The 17,214-nt window shown below is 66.8% G+C and carries 13 protein-coding genes; 9 read left to right on the top strand and 4 right to left on the bottom strand.

Annotated features, from left to right (window positions below; translation table 11 throughout):
• The first annotated feature begins 38 nt into the window (after nucleotides 1-38).
• From KOF26_RS11875 to KOF26_RS11855, 5 genes are all read left to right on the top strand, one after another.
• Nucleotides 39-1,031, top strand: coding sequence for a dihydrodipicolinate synthase family protein (locus KOF26_RS11875; protein ID WP_216325038.1), 993 nt, complete (start codon nucleotides 39-41; stop codon nucleotides 1,029-1,031).
• A 100-nt stretch (nucleotides 1,032-1,131) separates the two neighbouring features.
• Entirely contained in the window at nucleotides 1,132-3,186 is a 2,055-nt protein-coding gene (locus KOF26_RS11870) for an outer membrane protein assembly factor BamB family protein (protein ID WP_216325035.1), read from the top strand.
• A gap of 77 nt (nucleotides 3,187-3,263) precedes the next feature.
• A complete protein-coding gene (locus tag KOF26_RS17420) occupies nucleotides 3,264-4,766 on the top strand; it encodes a c-type cytochrome (RefSeq protein ID WP_363182240.1) in 1,503 nt (500 codons plus the stop codon).
• 147 nt (nucleotides 4,767-4,913) lie between these two features.
• Nucleotides 4,914-6,959 (top strand): carbon starvation CstA family protein, encoded by a 2,046-nt coding sequence (locus KOF26_RS11860; RefSeq protein WP_253201384.1) that lies wholly within the window; start codon nucleotides 4,914-4,916, stop codon nucleotides 6,957-6,959.
• Nucleotides 6,959-7,159 carry a YbdD/YjiX family protein gene (locus KOF26_RS11855; RefSeq protein WP_216325032.1) on the top strand — a complete coding sequence of 67 codons (201 nt, stop codon included), beginning with the start codon at nucleotides 6,959-6,961 and terminating at the stop codon, nucleotides 7,157-7,159. The genes KOF26_RS11860 and KOF26_RS11855 overlap by 1 nt, the downstream gene beginning before the upstream one ends.
• Before the next feature lie 18 nt (nucleotides 7,160-7,177).
• Here the strand turns inward: KOF26_RS11855 and KOF26_RS11850 are convergent, their stop codons facing one another.
• Nucleotides 7,178-8,500, bottom strand: a complete 1,323-nt coding sequence (locus tag KOF26_RS11850) for a M28 family peptidase (RefSeq protein ID WP_216325029.1) — start codon at nucleotides 8,498-8,500, stop codon at nucleotides 7,178-7,180.
• A 102-nt stretch (nucleotides 8,501-8,602) separates the two neighbouring features.
• Between KOF26_RS11850 and KOF26_RS11845 the strand changes: the two genes are divergently transcribed.
• Nucleotides 8,603-9,166, top strand: coding sequence for a YbhB/YbcL family Raf kinase inhibitor-like protein (locus KOF26_RS11845; protein WP_216325026.1), 564 nt, complete (start codon nucleotides 8,603-8,605; stop codon nucleotides 9,164-9,166).
• 237 nt (nucleotides 9,167-9,403) lie between these two features.
• Here the strand turns inward: KOF26_RS11845 and KOF26_RS11840 are convergent, their stop codons facing one another.
• The 3 genes from KOF26_RS11840 to KOF26_RS11830 form a co-directional block, all read right to left on the bottom strand.
• The gene (locus KOF26_RS11840) at nucleotides 9,404-10,702 is read right to left on the bottom strand and encodes an NTP/NDP exchange transporter (RefSeq protein WP_216325023.1); all 1,299 of its coding nucleotides are present in this window, start codon (nucleotides 10,700-10,702) and stop codon (nucleotides 9,404-9,406) included.
• On the bottom strand, nucleotides 10,689-11,597 hold the full coding sequence (locus tag KOF26_RS11835) for an aldo/keto reductase (RefSeq protein WP_216325020.1): 909 nt from the start codon (nucleotides 11,595-11,597) through the stop codon (nucleotides 10,689-10,691). Before KOF26_RS11835 ends, KOF26_RS11840 begins: the two co-directional genes overlap by 14 nt.
• A 119-nt stretch (nucleotides 11,598-11,716) precedes the next feature.
• Nucleotides 11,717-12,991, bottom strand: coding sequence for an MFS transporter (locus KOF26_RS11830; protein WP_363182239.1), 1,275 nt, complete (start codon nucleotides 12,989-12,991; stop codon nucleotides 11,717-11,719).
• Nucleotides 12,992-13,203: 212 nt separating this feature from the next.
• Between KOF26_RS11830 and KOF26_RS11825 the strand changes: the two genes are divergently transcribed.
• The 3 genes from KOF26_RS11825 to KOF26_RS11815 all read left to right on the top strand — a co-directional run bounded on the left by KOF26_RS11825 (nucleotide 13,204) and on the right by KOF26_RS11815 (nucleotide 17,213).
• A complete protein-coding gene (locus tag KOF26_RS11825) occupies nucleotides 13,204-14,502 on the top strand; it encodes a dicarboxylate/amino acid:cation symporter (protein ID WP_216325017.1) in 1,299 nt (432 codons plus the stop codon).
• A 533-nt stretch (nucleotides 14,503-15,035) separates the two neighbouring features.
• A complete protein-coding gene (locus KOF26_RS11820) occupies nucleotides 15,036-15,542 on the top strand; it encodes a RidA family protein (protein ID WP_253201383.1) in 507 nt (168 codons plus the stop codon).
• A gap of 99 nt (nucleotides 15,543-15,641) precedes the next feature.
• Complete coding sequence (locus KOF26_RS11815) at nucleotides 15,642-17,213, top strand: flavin monoamine oxidase family protein (RefSeq protein WP_253201382.1); 1,572 nt, start codon at nucleotides 15,642-15,644, stop codon at nucleotides 17,211-17,213.
• The last annotated feature ends 1 nt before the right edge of the window (nucleotide 17,214 follow it).

Below are 17,214 nucleotides of genomic sequence, written 5' to 3'. Positions count from 1 at the left end.
ACAGAGCAAAACAAAGCGAACCACTCTGGGGAGGAAATATGGAGACGACTCGTAGAGGCACTATGGGCCTGCTCGGCGGTGCCGCCGCGGCAGCCATGCTGGCCAGATCGACAAGCGCGATGGCCCAGGCCCGCAGGCTCGGCAGCCCGTCCAAGACGATGTACTGGGTGGCCACCGTCACCCCCTGCGACAAGAGCGGCAAGTTCGACCCCGGCGCGATGCGCGCCATCACCCAGTGGCACAAGTCGCAGGGCGCGGACGGCATGGTGGTGCTCGGCACCTCCGGCGAATTCCCCTCCTTCTCCGTCGCCGAGCGCCGCCAGGTCGCCGAGACGGTGCTCAAGGACAAGCAGGGCCTCAACATCATCATCGGCCCGGGCACCCCGAACATTGCCGAGACGATCGATCTCGCCAAGCATGCCGAGGCCAATGGCGCCGACGGCCTGCTCGTCATCCCCCCCTTCTATTTCAACCAGCCGCCGGTCGAAGGCCTCACCGCCTATTATTCGATGCTGTTCGACGCGGTGCGCCTGCCGATCAACCTCTATCACATCCCCGGCACCAGTGAGGTGGCGATCACCGCCGATCTCCTGAAGTCGCTGATGCACTATCCGCACCTCGCCGGGATCAAGGATTCCAGCGGCAACGCCCAGGGCTTCACCGCCTTCGTCGAGGGCTTTCCGGATCTCAACATGCGCTGCGGCACCAGCAACAATCTGGAGGTCGCGCTTGATCACGGCATGGGCACGATCCTCGCCGACGGCAATAATTTCTCCAAGGAATGCGCCAACATCTTCAAGGCGTATCGCGCCAAGGGTGACTGGAAGGCGGAGCTGGCGAAGCTTCGCGCCAAGCAGCAGGTGCTGCGCGGCGCCAATGGCGGCGCCAACACCTATGCGACCATGAAATATGTGCTGAGCCTCGAAATGGGCGGACCGGAAATGTATGCCCGGGCGCCTTATGTCCAGCTCACCGACGCGCAGCGGGCCTCGTTGAAGGCCGCTTATGAGCGCGTCAAGGCCATGGGCTGACGCCTCGCGTCCACCGTCCGGGGGCCTGCGCATTCCGATGCGCCGGCCGCCACAGCATTGATTGCCGCACCTCGCAGCCTCTCACAGAAAGAGCGGTAAGATGATTCGCAACAGCAACAAGTCCGTCTTCGGCGCAATCTCCGTCGCGCTGATGCTTTCCTCCTCGCTGGCCGGCGCGCAGACCGTGAACTGGCCGACCTACAACGCCGATCTCGCCGGCAGCCGCTATCTGCCGCTGGACCAGATCAACGCCTCCAACTTCAGCAAGCTGGAAGTGGCCTGGCGCTTCAAGACCGACGCGCTCGGCTCGCGCCCGGAGTTCAAGCTCGAGGGCACGCCGCTCGCGGTCGACGGCATCATCTACGCCACCGCCGGCACTCGCCGCGCGGTCGTCGCGCTCGATGGCGCGACGGGCGAGATCCAGTGGGTTCATTCCGAGAAGGAGGGCGCCCGCGCCGCCGCCTCGCCGCGCGCGCTGTCTGGCCGTGGCCTGTCCTACTGGACGGACGGCAAGCAGAAGCGGATCTACTATGTCACCACCGGCTATCGCCTGGTCGCGCTCGACGCCGCCACCGGCCAGCGCATCAAGGATTTCGGCAACGACGGCATCGTCGACCTCAAGACCGATTTCGACCAGGAGCTGAAGGGCGGCCTGGAGACGGGCGAGGTGGGCCTGCATTCCGCGCCGGCCATCTCCGGCAACACGATCATCATCGGCGCCGCGTTCCGCGAGGGCTTCACGCCGCGCACCCATGACAACACCAAGGGCTATGTCCGCGGTTATGACGTGCGCACCGGCAAGCGGATGTGGATCTTCCACACCATCCCGAAAAAGGGCGAGTTCGGCTACGACACCTGGCTGAACAACTCGGCGGACACCACCGGCAATGCCGGCGTGTGGACGCAGGTTTCGATCGATCCGGATCTCAACCTCGCCTATCTGAACGTGGAATCGCCGACCAGCGACTTTTACGGCGGCCATCGCCCGGGCCCCGGCCTGTTTGGCAACTCAATCGTCGCCGTCGATCTGAACACCGGCCAGCGCAAGTGGCATTATCAGCTCATCCACCACGAAATCTGGGATCTGGACAACTCGTCGGCGCCGCTGCTGATGAACGTCACCGTGAAGGGCCAGCCGCGCAAGGTGGTGGGCGTGCCCAGCAAGCAGGGCTTCTTCTACGTCTTCGATCGCGCCACCGGCGAGCCGGTATTCCCGATCAAGGAGACCAAGGTCGAGAAGGGCAATGTCCCGGGCGAATGGTATTCCCCGACCCAGCCGATCCCGACGATCAGCTATGAGCGCACCGGCGTCCAGGAAAAGGACCTCATCGATTTCACGCCCGAGATGAAGCAGAAGGCGCTGGAACTGGTGAAGAACTACAAGCTGGGCGGCGCCTATACTCCCCCGGTGGTCAGCACGCCGCAGCAGCTCGGCACGCTCGGCAACTGGGCCTCGGGCGGCACCAACTGGCCGGGCGGCTCGTTCGATCCGGAAACCGGCATCGCCTATGTCTATTCGTGCAGCGCCTGCGTCTCCTCGACCGGCCTGCAGAAGCCGCCCCCCGGCATGACCGACATCGACTGGGTGGTCGGCGTCGCCGGCCAGCCGGTGACGATGATCAAGGGTCCGGGCGAAGATGCCGGCGCCGATTCCGCGCCGCCGCCGCCGCGCCCGGCCGCGGCCGCGGATGCCGGCGGTGGCGGCGCTCGCGGTCGCCTCGTCGTCGATGGCCTGCCGATCATCAAGCCGCCTTATGGCCGCTTGAGCGCGATCGACGTCAACACCGGCACGATCAAGTGGCAGATCGCGCATGGCGAGACGCCGGACTATATCCGCAACAGCCCGGCGCTGAAGGGCATCAACGTGCCGCGCACCGGTCAGGCGACGTACCAGATCGGCACCCTGGTGACGAAGTCGCTGGTCATCGCTGGTGAAAACCAGATCACCACCACGGCCGATCACCCGCGCGGCGCCATGCTGCGTGCCTATGACAAGAACGACGGCCACGAAGTGGGCGCAGTGTGGATGCCGGCAACGCAGAGCGGTTCGCCGATGACCTACATGGTCAACGGCAAGCAGTACATCATCGTCGCAGTCAGTGGCGGTACATATTCGGGCGAGTACATCGCCTATACGCTGCCTAACCAGCGCTGAGACGCATGACGGCTGTCGCCGGCAGGAGAGAGATTGTGAGACTTTTGAATACCCTCATGTCGGCGACAGCCATTGCCGTGGCTGGAGCTGCTATCGTCCTGGGCGGCGGCGCGCTCCGCGCCCAGGACAGCGAAAAGACGACCTGGAGCGGCATCTATAGTGAAGCGCAGGCCGCGCGCGGCGCCACCGCCTATGCCGAGAATTGCTCGGCCTGCCACGGCGTGACGTTGTCCGGCACCGGTGAGGCGCCGGGCCTCGCCGGCGGCGAGTTCCTGTCCAACTGGAACGGGCTGACCGTCGGCGATCTGTTCGATCGCGTGCGCACCACCATGCCGTTCGACCGGCCCGGTGCGCTCAGCCGCGAAGTCTATGCGGATATCATTGCCAACATCTTGAAGTTCAACGGCTTCCCGGCCGGGCAGGCGGATTTGAGCGGGCGCAGCGAAATGCTCGCCACGATCAAGATCGTCGCGCAGAAGCCGGGTGCCGCCGCTGCCAATTTCGCGCCGTGGCCCCAGCCGATCGAACATCAGGTGTCGCGCGGCGCGATGCTGCTCAAGGCGTCCTACATCATTTCGCCGACGCTGATGCAGGCGATGGCGGCGCCGGCCGCCGACCCGAACGGCTATCCGAACCCGTACAAGACCGACACCAGCTTCTTCAAGCTGCCGGCCGGGCGCACGATGGGCTCGTCCAGCTCCGTTGCGGTAGATAGCAAGGGCAATATCTGGATCGCCGACCGCTGCGGCGTGAACAGCTGCTCGGACAGCCCGCTCGATCCGATCATGCAATTCGACGCCAGGGGTAATTTCATCAAGGCCTTCGGCGGCGGCATGTTCAACTTTCCGCACGGCTTCTACATCGACGCCCGCGACAATATCTGGGTGGTCGATGAGCGCGTCGACGGCGGCAAGGGCGGCACCGTCACCAAGATGGACCAGAACGGCAAGGTGCTGCTTACCATCGGCAAGGCGGGGACCGGCACCAGTACCCACGATACCTTCAGCGAGCCCAACGCCGTGCTGGTGGCGCCCAACGGCACGATCTTCGTGTCGGAGGGGCACACCAACGACAAGATCAGCCGCGTCGTGAAATATGACGCCAACGGCAAGTACATCAAGGAATGGGGTACGACCGGCGGCGGCGCAGGGCAGCTCAACGTGCCGCACACGCTGGCGATGGACAGCAAGGGCCGGCTGTTTGTCGGCGATCGCTGGAACAACCGCATCCAGATCTACGATCAGGACGGCAAGCTGCTCGACAGCTGGAAGCAGTTCGGCCGGCCGAGCGGCGTCTATATCGACGCCAAGGACAATCTCTATGTTGCGGATTCGGAATCGCGCACCAACCCGGTCATCGCCGGCGATCGCCGTTCGGGCTATGGCCATAACCCGGGCTGGAAGCGCGGCATCCGCGTCGGCAGCGCGCGCACCGGTCAGGTCGTGGCGTTCATTCCGGACACCGAGCCCAATCCCGACCGCGGCGCGACCAGCGGCGCCGAGGGCATCTGGGCCGACAAGAATGGCGTGATCTACGGCGCGCAGGTCCAGCAGAAGGCTGTGGTCCGCTACACGAAGTAGGAATAGCCGCCCGACGCGCCCCGGGGAGAGGGGGCGTGGGGCGCATGGGGCGGGATCTCCGGCGATCCCGCCCCGACATTTTGCAGGAGACCCGCGGGCATGTTCGTCCTGGACATGGATTGGCGGGCCGGCGAGAAGGGGCGAGCGATGTTGAGGAAACACGGTATCTGGATTCTCGTCGCCGCGCTGGGCGCGGTGGCGCTCGGCGTGGTCGCCCTGTCGCGGGGGGAGCAGATCAACGCGCTCTGGATGCTGACCGCGGCGGTGTGCACCTATCTCGTCGCCTATCGCTATTATAGCCGCTTCGTCGCCGAGGATGTGGCGCTGCTCAGCGGCAACCGGGTGACGCCCGCCGTCGCCCAGAATGACGGCCTCGATTACGTTCCGACCAACAAATATGTACTGTTCGGCCATCATTTCGCGGCGATCGCGGGCGCGGGTCCGCTGGTCGGCCCGGTGCTGGCGGCTCAGCTCGGCTACTTGCCCAGCATATTGTGGATCATCATCGGCGCCGTGGTCGGTGGCTGCGTGCAGGATTTCATCATCCTCGTCATGTCCACTCGCCGTGGCGGGCGCTCGCTCGGCGAGATGATCCGCGAGGAGTTCGGCCAGGTCGCCGGCGTCACCGCCCAGATCGGCACCTTCGCGATCATGATCATCATCCTCGCGGTGCTGGCGCTGATCGTGGTCAAGGCGCTGGCGCACAGCCCGTGGGGCACGTTCACGGTCGCCGCCACCGTGCCGATCGCCATCCTGATGGGTCTCTACACCCGCTTCATCCAGCCCGCGCGCATTGCCGAGGTGTCGATCGGCGGCTTCGTGCTGATGATGCTGGCGACGGTGGGCGGCCAATATGTCGCCGCCTCGCCGACACTGGCGCCGTGGTTCACCCTCACCGAGGTGCAGGTTTGCTGGGTGCTGATCATCTACGGCATCGTCGCCTCGACGCTGCCGGTGTGGCTGCTGCTGGCGCCGCGCGGCTATCTCTCGACCTTCATGAAGATCGGCGTGATCGTGCTGCTGGCGATCGGCCTCGTGCTGGCGCGCCCGATGCTGGAAATGCCGGCGACCACCAAGTTCATCGACGGCACCGGGCCGGTCTGGACGGGCCCGGTCTTCCCCTTCCTGTTCATCACCATCGCCTGCGGCGCGGTGTCGGGCTTCCATGCGCTGATCTCATCCGGCACGACGCCGAAGCAGATCGCCGACGAGCGTGACGCCCGGCTCATCGGCTATGGCGCGATGCTGATGGAATCCTTCGTCGCGGTGATGGCGCTGATCTCCGCCTGCGTGCTCAACCCGTCCATCTATTTCACGATGAACAGCCCGGGCGCCGTCGTCGGCACCACCGCCGAGAGTGCGGCGACCGCCGTCACCAAGATGGGCTTCCCGGCCGACGCGCAGGAAATCAAACATACCGCCGACCAGATCGGCGAGGCGAGCATCATCTCGCGCGCCGGCGGCGCTCCGACGCTGGCGGTGGGCATGGCGCACATTTTCTCGCGGGTGATCGGCGAGCATCTGATGGCCTTCTGGTATCACTTCGCCATCCTGTTCGAAGCGTTGTTCATCCTGACCGCCGTGGATTCCGGCACGCGCTCCGGCCGCTTCATGCTCCAGGATCTTATCGGCGGGGCGATACCGGCCTTTCGCCGAACATCGGCGCTGATCCCCAATCTGGTGGCGACGACCCTGTGCGTCGCGGCCTGGGGCTTCTTCCTCTACCAGGGGGCCACCGATCCGCTGGGCGGCGTCAACACGCTATGGCCGCTGTTCGCGCTGTCCAACCAGATGCTGGCCGGCATCGCGCTGACCTTCGCCACGGTGGCGCTGATCAAGACCCGCCGCGCCCGCTTCGCCTGGGTCACCGGCCTGCCGGCGGTGTGGCTGCTGATCTGCACGATGACGGCGGGGCTGATGAAGATCTTCTCGCCGGATCCGGCGCTCGGCTTCGTGGCTCAGGCCCGCGCCTATAGCGCCGCCATTGCCGAAGGCCGTTTCATGGGCCCGGCCAAGACGGTCGACCAGATGCGCCAGATCGTGCAGAATGGCTGGGTGGATGCTGCCCTTTGCGCCTTCTTCGTGGTGATGACGCTGGTCGTGGTGCTGATCGGCGTCAAGACCGCGCTCGCCGCGCTCAAGGATGCCGATGCCACCGCCCGGCTCGATCCGTCCTACGTGCCGAGCATCTGATGGCCGAGCTCGCCCATGTCCTGAAGCTGGTCCGCGACGGGGCGCGGCTGATGGTCGGCGTGCAATCCTACGAAGCCTATCTTACTCATATGCGCGCCCATCATCCGGATCGCGAGCCCATGACCGAGGTCGAGTTCTTCGAGAACCGGATGAAGGCGCAATATGGCGAAGCGGGAAAGGGCGGCTTCCGCTGCTGCTGAGCCGGTCGGTGAACGGATTTAGCGCACCGTTCCCGGCGCCGGCCGAGGTGGCACGCCGGCGAAGCTGACGATGCTCTCCGCGCCGCCTGCCGACAGCGCGGAGACGCCGAAGAAATTATCGTCGATGTTGATCCGCTCCAGCTTGAGCGAGCTTGCCTCGGCGCCGACGTCGCGGCTGTCCGTCCAGCGCGACTGGTCGGCCCGGCGCCAGCGGATGCGATAGCCGGACGCGCCGGGCACCGTTGCCCAGCTGACCGTGGTGTCGTCCGAACCGCCGCCGGCAATGCTGGCACTGGCGGGCGCCGCCGGGGCCGTCGCCAGTTCGCGCGCGACCGCCACGTTCAGCGCCGTCACCTTCGCCAGATAGGGAAAATCGACGAATTCGATCGTGTCGCCATAGCGGCGACTGCCCTCGGTGCGGACGGTCTGGTGCTGGCGGTCATAATTCTCGGTCGCTTCGGTGAAGCGCACCGCCGGAAAGCCAGCCTCGAGGAAGGGAATATGATCGCCGCCGCGCCCGAACCGGTCCGGCCTGCGCATTGCCACCGCCTCCAGGCCCAGCCCCTGCTGTGCGCCGGCCACGCGCAGCACCGCCTTGGCCAGCGCGCGCGACGGGGAATCATCCTCGCCCCCGATGCCGCGCTGGGCGCGCAACGCGGCGAGGTCGCCCGCAATGCCTATCCCTTCGCTGAACACCCGCACGCGATTGTCGATATGCTCGCCGCCGATGCCATGCGTGTTGCCGACAATGTCGTTGTTGAGCACGGCCGCCACCTTCCAGCCGCGCGCCTTCGCGGTGTCGGCGAGCAGCTTGCCACCCCACAGCCCCTGTTCCTCGCCCGAGAGCGCGGCATAGACGATCGTCGCCGCGAACTTCTCGCGCGAGAGGAGCCGCGCCGCTTCCAGCACCAGCGCGGTGCCGGAGGCGTCGTCATTGGCGCCCGGCGCGTCCGTGGTGACGTCCATCACGTCGTTGACGCGGCTGTCGATATGGCCCTGAATGATGATCACCCGGTCCGGATCGCCGGTGCCGCGCTGGATGGCGATGACGTCCTCGACGCGCACGCCGTTGGGCGCGCGCGGGCCGGTGAACGGCGCGCCGATCGTCTCCACCGCCAGGCATTTCCCGCACGCGGCGCCCATCGCCTCGAACCGCGACGCCGCCCAGCGCCGCGCCGCGCCGATGCCGCGCTTCGGATCGGTGGTGGTGGACAGCGTGTGGCGCGTGCCGAAGCCGACCAGCGCGGTGATGCTGGCCTTCAACGCCGCAGGATCGGGCGCCGGCTGGGCGGAGGCCGCGGCGAGCGGCAGGGCGGCGAGGGGGAGGAGGAGGGCGCGCATCGGCGCAGCATGCGGATGTCGCCGGACTGGTGCAAGAGGCTGGACGCGCCGCCCCGCGCGAACCATGGTCCCGCTCCCGAATCGATCCATGGAGGATGCCCGATGCGCCGTTCGATCCTGAGCCTGTCGCTCGCCGCCATCGCTATGTCCGGCGGCGCCGTCGCCCAGCAGCCGGCGGTGTTCACGTTGAGCTCGACGAGTTTCCGCGACGGCGCGGTGCTCGACGTCAAGCATGCCGGCGCCACTGCCGGCAACGCCAATTGCGTCGGCCGGAACGTGTCGCCGCAGCTTTCCTGGTCGGGCGCGCCCGAGGGCACGAAGAGCCTCGCCTTCCTGATGATCGACCCGGAGGGCCGCAACGGCCTCGAGGTGGCGCATTGGGTGGCCTATGGCGTGCCTGTGAGCCGCACCAGCTTCGCCGAGGGCGAGGCCGCCCAGCCGCCCCGGGGCTATGTCGGCGGCAAGAGCACGCAGGGCCTCGATTATTATTCCGGGCCGTGCACGCCGCCAAACACCACCTATCATCACTATACGTTCGTCGCGATCGCAACTGATCTCGCCCCGGACGCGCTTCCCGCCGGCCTCACCCGCGAGGAGCTGATGGCCAAGCTCAACGGCCACGCCAAGGCGTCGTCGGGCCTGGTCGGCTTCTTCCGGCATCCATGATCGGCGGGGGGCTCTCCCGCCCCCTCGTCCGTTCGCCCTGCGGTGCGGCTGAGCGAAGTCGAAGCTTCGTATTTCGACAGGCTCAATGCCTGTTCAGGGCCAACGCGGTCCAGGCTCCGCTGGCTTCGAGCCTGTCGCAGCGGTCGCACCTCGACGGGCCCGCGTGCTCGCTTTGACAGGCTCGAAGCGAAGCGGGGCAGGACTTCTGGCCCTCACCTCATCTGTCGGAGAGCGCCTTCACCCGCCTGCCACCTGCCGGTCATGCCGCCGGCCCAGCGCATAGCCGGTCGCCGCCCAGAGCCCCGCCACGCCGACGCCAGCGACCGCCGCCGCCACCGGGCTGGCGGCGAAGGCGTCGATGCCGGCCTTCGCCCAGGCGCTCACCGCGTCGCCGCCGCGGTAGATGACAGTGTCGATGACGTTCTTGGCCTTGTACTTGGTTTCCTGATCGAGCGGCACGAACAGCATCTCGCGCCCCGGCCGGACCAGCGCATATTCGCCGACCCGGCGCAGCACCATCACCACCGCCAGCACCGGGAAGGTTGCCGCTACCGCCAGCGCGGCGAAGCCGCCCATCGTCGCCAGCGGTACCGCGGTCAGCAGCGCCACCACGCCCAGCCGCCTGGCCAGCCGGCCGGTGAAGAAGATCTGGATGAGGATCGTCAGGCTCTGCACCAGCGTGTCGATGCCGGCGAACACCTGCGTCTGGCGGGTGCGATCGGGGAAGCTTTCCTCCACCAGCCGCGCCTGCTCGAAATAGAGGAAGGTCGAGACGGTGGCGAGCAGGATCACGAACAGGCAGATGCCGAGCAGAAAGGGTGAGCGGATCACCAGCGTCAGCCCGGAAAGGATGCCGCCGCCGATAGGCCGACCGGCATCCTCCTGCGTCTGTGCCGGCCCGTGCACGTCGCGCCAGCGCTGCAGCCACCGGACGCAACCGAGTGTGGCCAGCAGCAACACGGCGGAGATGGCGAGCAGCCCGGCATTGCCGACGCTCGCCACCAGCGTGCCGCTGATGATCGGGCCGGCCAGCCCGCCGAGGCTGGCGCCGGCGGCGATCTGTCCGAACAGCCGCTTGGATTGCTCGGGCCGGAACAGATCGGCCATCAGGCTCCACGCGATGGAGATGGCGAACAGGTTGAACACCGAAATCCAGATATAGAAGGCGCGCGCCACCCACGGGTCGTCCGGGTTGGCCGCCATGCTTGTCGCGAACCCGACGAGGATCAGCGCCGACACGCCATAGGTCACCGGCAGCAGCCGTCGGCGCGGCACCACCCGGCTCGCCCAGCCGTAAAGCGGCACGACCACCAGAGTGGCGAGAAAGGTGCCGAGGAACAGCCACTGGAGGTTGTCGACGCCGCCGGCGATGCCCATCGTCTCGCGCACCGGGCGCAGCATGAAATAGCCGGCGAATAGCAGGAAGAACAGGAGGAAGCCGGCGATGACGGCGCCCAGCTCCTCCGCTTCGGCCGCGAACAGTCGGGCGAGGCCGGTGCGGGTGCGCCGCTCGCCCGCGCCCTCAAAGGGCGTCAATGAACTGCTCCATGCGCCGCCGCATCGCCGCATCCGGCATGCGCCCGCGCGCCGCGCCGAGATTGTCGTCGACATAGCGCGCCTGCGACATGCCCGGCACGACGCATGTCACCGCCGGGTGCGACAGCACATATTTGAGGAAGACCTGCGCCCAGCTGGTGCAGCCGATGTCCTTCGCCCAGTCCGGCAGCGGCTTGCCGTTGGTGGCGTTGAACAGCCGATCGCGCCCAAAGGGCAGGTTGACCATCACCGCCATGCCGCGCTCCTGCGCCAGCGGCAGGATGCGCTCGGCCGAGCCGCGATTGTCGAGCGCGTAATCGACCTGGATGCAGTCCAGCCTGGCGCGACGCATCACCGCCTCGAACGCCTGATATTGCTGGTCGAATGAGGTGGTGATGCCGAGGGCGCGAATGCGACCGGCCTGCTTCAGCTCGGCCAGCGTGGCGAGCTGATTGTCGACGTCACGGATATTGTGGACGAAGAACAGGTCGATGCGATCGGTGCGCAGGTTCCTGAAGGATTGCTCGATCTGCTGGCGGCCGGCCTCCTTGCTGTCGGCGCCGACCTTGGTCGAGAAGATGAGGTCGCGGCGATTGCCGAGCCCGGCGACGAGTTCTCCGACCACGCTCTCGGCGCGGCCATAGGAGGGCGCCATGTCGATGATCCGCCCGCCCAGCTGGTGGAAGCGGCGGATCGTCTCGCGCAGCGGCGCCAGCGCCGCCTCGCCCTCCGGATTTTCATAGCGTCGGGCGGTGCCGATGCCGACGATCGGCAGCGGTTCGGCGATGCCGGGAATGCGGCGGGTGATCAGCGGAGCGGGCGCCTGCGCCATTGCGCGCGAGGCGATCAGCGGGGCGGCGGCAAGCCCCGCGAGCAGGGTGCGACGGTCCATCATGCGTGCCTCCATGACAACGCGTTATGCGCAGCAATGTAAGACCCTGGCGGACCGTGCTTATGTCACCCGTGCCACAAAGGCAAACGCCGTACACAATGCAGCAATGTTGCGCGGAAAAATCAGCGCTGGCTGGCTCGCCGCCCTCGTGCGACGAGGAGCGTGACGAGGCTGACCGCCGCGCACCCCGAACAATAGAGGCCGACCGGCATCAGGCCGTAATGCTCGGCCATCGCCTGCGCGAAGATCGGGGTCAGCGCGCCGCCCAATATGCCACCGACGTTGAACGCGATCGAGGCGCCGGTATAGCGCACCTGCGGCGGAAACAGCCCGGGCAGCCATGCGCCGAGCGGCCCGTAGCAGAAACCCATGCAGACCAGCGCGATGGTCAGGAACAGGAAGGCGAGCAGCAGTGATCCGCTGCCGAGCATCGGCGCCAGCAGGAAACCGGCGACGATCGTCGCCGCGCAGCCGCCGATCAGCGTGCGTCGCGGGTCGAAGCGGTCGGAGGCGATGCCGGCCAGCGCGATACCGCCGGCCATGAAGAAGATCGCGCCAAGCTGGATCAGCAGGAAGTCGTTGCGGTCATAACCGAGCGCGGTCGTGCCATAGCCGAGCGCGAAGGCGGTGGAGATGTAGTAAAGCGCGAAGCAGGCGACCACGCCGAGCGTGCCGGCGACGGTCGCGCCGAGATGCTCGCGCGCCATGGTCGCGATCGGCACCGCCTCGGGCGGCGCCTCGGCCAGCGCGGCGGCGAAGGCGGGCGTCTCGGTCAGCTTCAGGCGGACCCACAGGCCGACCGCGACGAGTATCGCCGAGGCAAGGAACGGGATGCGCCAGCCCCATTCGCGCATCGCCTCATTGGGCAGGATCAGGCCGAGCAGCAGGAAGAAGCCGTTGGCGGCGATGAAGCCCACCGGGGCGCCCAATTGCGGCACCATGCCGAACCGGCCGCGCCAGCCCGGCGGCGCGTTTTCCACGGCGAGCAACGCCGCGCCGCCCCACTCGCCGCCGAGCCCGAGCCCCTGGCCGAAGCGCAGCAGGCAGAGCAGCAGCGAGGCGATCCAGCCGGCCTGCGCATAGGTCGGCAGGAACGCGATCAGCGTCGTCGATCCGCCCATCAGCAGCAGCGAGGCGACCAGCGTCGACTTGCGCCCGACGCGATCGCCGAAATGGCCGAACAGCGCCGCCCCGACCGGCCGCGCGACGAAGGCGAGGCCCAGCGTCGCGTAGGAGAGCAGCAGTTGCGCAGAAGGATCGGAAGAGGGGAAGAAGAGCGGCCCGAAGAACAGGCTCGCTGCGGTTGCATAGACATAGAAATCATAGAACTCGACCGCCGTGCCGACGAGGCTCGCCAGCAGCACCCGCCGGTGCGGTTTCCAGATCGCTTGGGACACGCATTTCTCCCCGGTTACGATCTGTATCTGTGTCGCGAGCCGCGTCGGTGGTCAATCGCCCGACCGACCTGCCCCTCCGATCGTCATGCTGAACCTGGCTCGGCGGTCACCCGGCCGCCGTCTGCGCCGTTCGACGTCCGCACAAAATTGTCCGCGTCCCGGCAAATCAAAGCTATGTTGCGGACCACGCTATACGGACGGAAGATCATGCCATGAGCAGCTCCGCGACCTCGTCCCGCTTTCCTTCCTTCGGCACCCAGGTGCTGCTCGGCATGGCCGCCGGCATCGTGCTCGGTCTCGCCGTGCGCTCGGTCGGCGGGGGTCCGTTCGGCGAGGCCTTGCACACCATCGGGCAGATCTTCGTGCAGCTGCTCAAGGCGCTGGTGCCGCCGCTGGTGTTCACCGCCATCGTCGCCTCCATCGCGGCGCTGCGCGAGCTGACCAACGCCGCCAAGCTGGTGTGGAACACCTTGCTGTGGTTCGCGCTGACGGCGCTGATCGCGGTGTCGATCGGCATCGCCCTCGGCCTGATCATCCAGCCCGGCCTGCATACCAGCGTCAGCGCCGCCGCCGCGACGGCGCCGGCCAGCAGCGGCTCATGGATCGACTTCCTGAAAGGGCTCGTACCTGCCAATTTCCTTGGCATCGAGGCGTCGACCCGCGGCGACAGCACCGCGCTCTCCTTCAACGTCCTCCAGATCATCGTCGTCGCCATTGCCATCGGCGCCGCGGCGGTGCGCGTCGGCGGGGCCGGCGAGGCGTTTCTCAGCTTCAACGCATCGGCGCTGGCGATCTTCCGCCGCATCCTGCGCTGGATCATCCGGCTCACCCCGATCGGCACGGCGGCGCTGATCGGCGACGCGGTGGTGCGCTATGGCTGGGAGGCGCTGTCGGCGCTCGGCGCCTTCGCCGGCGCGGTCTATGTCGGCCTCGCGCTGGTGCTGCTGGTCGTCTACCCGACGATCCTCGTGGCCAACGGGCTGAGCCCGCGTCGCTTCTTCGCCAAGGCGTGGCCGGCGATTCAGCTCGGCTTCGTGTCGCGCTCCTCGGTGGGCACGCTGCCGGTGACGGAGGAGGTCACGGAACGCGGCCTCGGCGTGCCCCGCGCCTATGCCGCCTTCGCCGTGCCGCTGGGCTCGACCACCAAGATGGACGGGTGTGCGGCCATCTATCCGGCCGTCGCCGCGATCTTCGTCGCGCAATTCTACAATGTCCCGCTCGGCCTCTCCGACTATGCCCTGATCGTGCTGGTGTCGGTGTTCGGATCGGCGGCGACGGCCGGGCTGACCGGCGCGGTGGTGATGCTGACGCTCACGCTGTCCACGCTCGGCCTGCCGCTGGAGGGCGTCGGCCTGCTGCTGGCGATCGACCCGATCCTCGACATGGGCCGGACGGCGGTGAACGTCGCCGGACAGGCGCTGGTGCCGACGATCGTGGCGCGGCGCGCCGGCATCCTCGATCTCGATCGCTTCGGCCGCGATCTGCCCGTGGAAGAACCGCTGCCGGCCTGACCCCTGTGTAGGAAATGCAACAGCGCGGGCGTCGTCATCGCGCGCAACGAGGGCGGCCGCCGGCAAGCGACGAATCGGCCTTGCCAACCCAATGTCGGTGGCGCAGACTGAATTTGGGCATCCGACCTATCAATGAGGCGTCCGGTCTGGGGCGTCACGTCGAACCGGCCGGGTGCCTGAAAAAGATAGATAATTATAAATATAAAATAAGATGGTCTGGGGAGGATGTCGATGCCGTCATGGTATTTGGACGCGCGCGGTCGCGCCGCGCGGATAGCCATTAGGATCGGAACCGCCGCACGCCGGCAGCGACCGCTGTCGCTGCCGGCGTGCGCGATGGGCACGCCGGGCCGGCGCCGGATCGCCTGACAGGAGTATCGCCATCGGCCGCCGCGGCATCATGGCAGGTCTCCCTGCCGCCGCGCGGCGATCGCATCCCCGACATGCTTTGATCCTCGACGCCGTGGACGCGATGCGTCAGGCTGCGCTGCGGCAACCGGGGACTTGCCCCGATCTGGAAAGAGGGAAGACACATGCTTGATATGAAGACGCTCGTGCTCGGCGCCGTCGGTGCCGCGCTGCTCGCCGCGCCGGGCTCCGCCCAGATCGTCCGCCACAGCAGCGGCGGCAATGCGGTCATCCTCGAAGGCGTCAGCGTCCCCGCCGGCGCCGACACGCTGATGCTGTCCGGACAGCTCGCCTCGCCGATCGATTCCAGCAAGCGGCCGGACAGCGTCGAAAGCTTCGGCGACACCAAGACGCAGACGATCAGCGCGCTCAACAAGATCAAGGGCATCCTCGCCAGCCGCGGCTATGCGATGTCCGACATCATCAAGATGACGGTGTTCGTCGCCGCCGACCCCAAGCGCCAGGACGGCAAGATGGACTTTGCCGGCATGAACGAAGGTTATCGCCAGTTCTTCGGTACGCCGGAAAACCCCAATCTCGTCGCGCGCTCGACGATCCAGGTCGCGGGCCTCGCCGGCCCTTATTATCTGGTCGAGATCGAAGTCACGGCGGCGAAGATGGCGGCGCGCTGAGACGCGGCGCGAGGATCAGCGCGGGGGAAGCGGGCGGTGACGCCCGCTGGGATTAGGCAAAAGGATATGAGTGTGATCGCCGACGACGCAACGCAGTCAATGAGCCGCCGGGAGTTGATGACTCTCGTCGGCAAGGTCGCCGGCACGGCGGCGATGTACCAGATGATGTCGTCGCTGGCGCTCGCCGCCAATTCGACTTTCGACAAGCGCTTCTCCCTCTCCGGCGCGCCGAAGGGCGCGTCGGTGCTGATCCTCGGCGCGGGTCTCGCCGGCATGGTCGCCGCCTATGAGCTGCAAAAGGCCGGCTACAAGGTCCAGATCCTCGAATATAACAACCGTACCGGCGGCCGTAACTGGTCGCTCTATGGTGGCGACACCTATACGGAACTGGGCGGCATCACCCAGCACGTCCAGTTCGACAAGGGACTTTACCTCAATCCCGGCCCGTGGCGCCTGCCCTATAATCACCAGGGCATCCTCCACTATTGCCAGATGCTGGGCGTAAAGCTCGAATCCTTCAACCAGGCCAATTACGCGGCCTATATCCATTCGCAGAACGCCTTCGGCGGCAAGCCGCAGCGCTATCGCACGGTGAAGGCGGACTTCGAGGGCGCCGTCGCCGAATTGCTCTCCAAGTCGCTGCAGCAGAGCCAGCTCGATCAGGCCGTCACCAAGGAGGACCGGGAAATCCTCCTCCAGGCGCTGCGCAACTGGGGCGCGCTGGATCAGAACTACCGCTATGTGAAGGGCAGGGCGAGCAGCAGCCGGCGCGGCTTCGACCATTGGCCCGGCGGCGGCCTCGACGGCGAGCCGACCTATAGCGAGCCGGTGGCGCTGTCGGACATTCTCAAGTCCGGCCTGTGGGGCGAGATCGCCGCCAATGACGGCATTCCCGAGCAGCCGACCCTGTTTCAGCCGGTCGGCGGCATGGGCGTGATCGGCCGCAAGTTCGGCGAACTGCTCAAGAACGTCATCCGCCTCAATTCCAAGGTCGTCGAGATCAAGCAGGACGAGACCGGCGTGACCGCCACCTATGTCGATACGGTGAAGGGCGGACCGCCGCAGACGGCGCGTGGCGACTGGTGCGTGTGCACGATTCCCGCCTCCATCCTCAGCCAGATCCCGATGAACGTCAGCCCGGCCATGCAGCAGGCGATCTACGCGATCCCCTATGGCGCATCATGCAAGGTCGGCCTGCAGATGAAGCGGCGCTTCTGGGAAGAAGACGAGGATATCTATGGCGGCATCACCTACACGGATCAGATGAATGCCATCATCGCCTATCCGAACACCGACTATTTCTCGAAGGGCAAGGGCGTCCTGCTCGGCGCCTATACGTTTGGTCCGAACGCCTCCATCTTCACCTCGATGACGCCGCAGGAGCGGATCAACGCGGCGGTGCAGATGGGTGCCAACATCCATCCGCAATATCGTACCGAGTTCGAGACCGGCGTCGCCGTCGCCTGGCATCGCGTGCCGTGGACGCTCGGCTGCCAGGGCACGTGGAGCGAGGACGCCCGCGCCACTCACTACAAGAACATCTGCCAGATCGACGGTCGCATCGTGCTCGCCGGCGAGCATGTGTCGATGATCCCGGCGTGGCAGGAAGGCGCCGTCACTTCGTCGATCGACGCCATCACGCGGCTGCATCAGCGCATCACCAAGGGCTGAG

The organism is Sphingomonas quercus, assembly GCF_018863195.1.
Classification (GTDB): Bacteria; Pseudomonadota; Alphaproteobacteria; order Sphingomonadales; family Sphingomonadaceae; genus Solisphingomonas; species Solisphingomonas quercus.
This window is presented reverse-complemented; position numbering and strand designations above follow the sequence as displayed.

Excerpts from the sequence above, each read along its gene's own strand:
- KOF26_RS11875 (WP_216325038.1), top strand. The coding sequence starts at position 39 with ATGGAGACGACTCGTAGAGGCACTATGGGCCTGCTCGGCGGTGCCGCC.
- KOF26_RS11870 (WP_216325035.1), top strand. The coding sequence starts at position 1,132 with ATGATTCGCAACAGCAACAAGTCCGTCTTCGGCGCAATCTCCGTCGCG.
- KOF26_RS11860 (WP_253201384.1), top strand. The coding sequence starts at position 4,914 with ATGTTGAGGAAACACGGTATCTGGATTCTCGTCGCCGCGCTGGGCGCG.
- KOF26_RS11855 (WP_216325032.1), top strand. The coding sequence starts at position 6,959 with ATGGCCGAGCTCGCCCATGTCCTGAAGCTGGTCCGCGACGGGGCGCGG.
- KOF26_RS11850 (WP_216325029.1), bottom strand. The coding sequence starts at position 8,500 with ATGCGCGCCCTCCTCCTCCCCCTCGCCGCCCTGCCGCTCGCCGCGGCC.
- KOF26_RS11845 (WP_216325026.1), top strand. The coding sequence starts at position 8,603 with ATGCGCCGTTCGATCCTGAGCCTGTCGCTCGCCGCCATCGCTATGTCC.
- KOF26_RS11835 (WP_216325020.1), bottom strand. The coding sequence starts at position 11,597 with ATGATGGACCGTCGCACCCTGCTCGCGGGGCTTGCCGCCGCCCCGCTG.
- KOF26_RS11825 (WP_216325017.1), top strand. The coding sequence starts at position 13,204 with ATGAGCAGCTCCGCGACCTCGTCCCGCTTTCCTTCCTTCGGCACCCAG.
- KOF26_RS11820 (WP_253201383.1), top strand. The coding sequence starts at position 15,036 with ATGCTTGATATGAAGACGCTCGTGCTCGGCGCCGTCGGTGCCGCGCTG.
- KOF26_RS11815 (WP_253201382.1), top strand. The coding sequence starts at position 15,642 with ATGAGCCGCCGGGAGTTGATGACTCTCGTCGGCAAGGTCGCCGGCACG.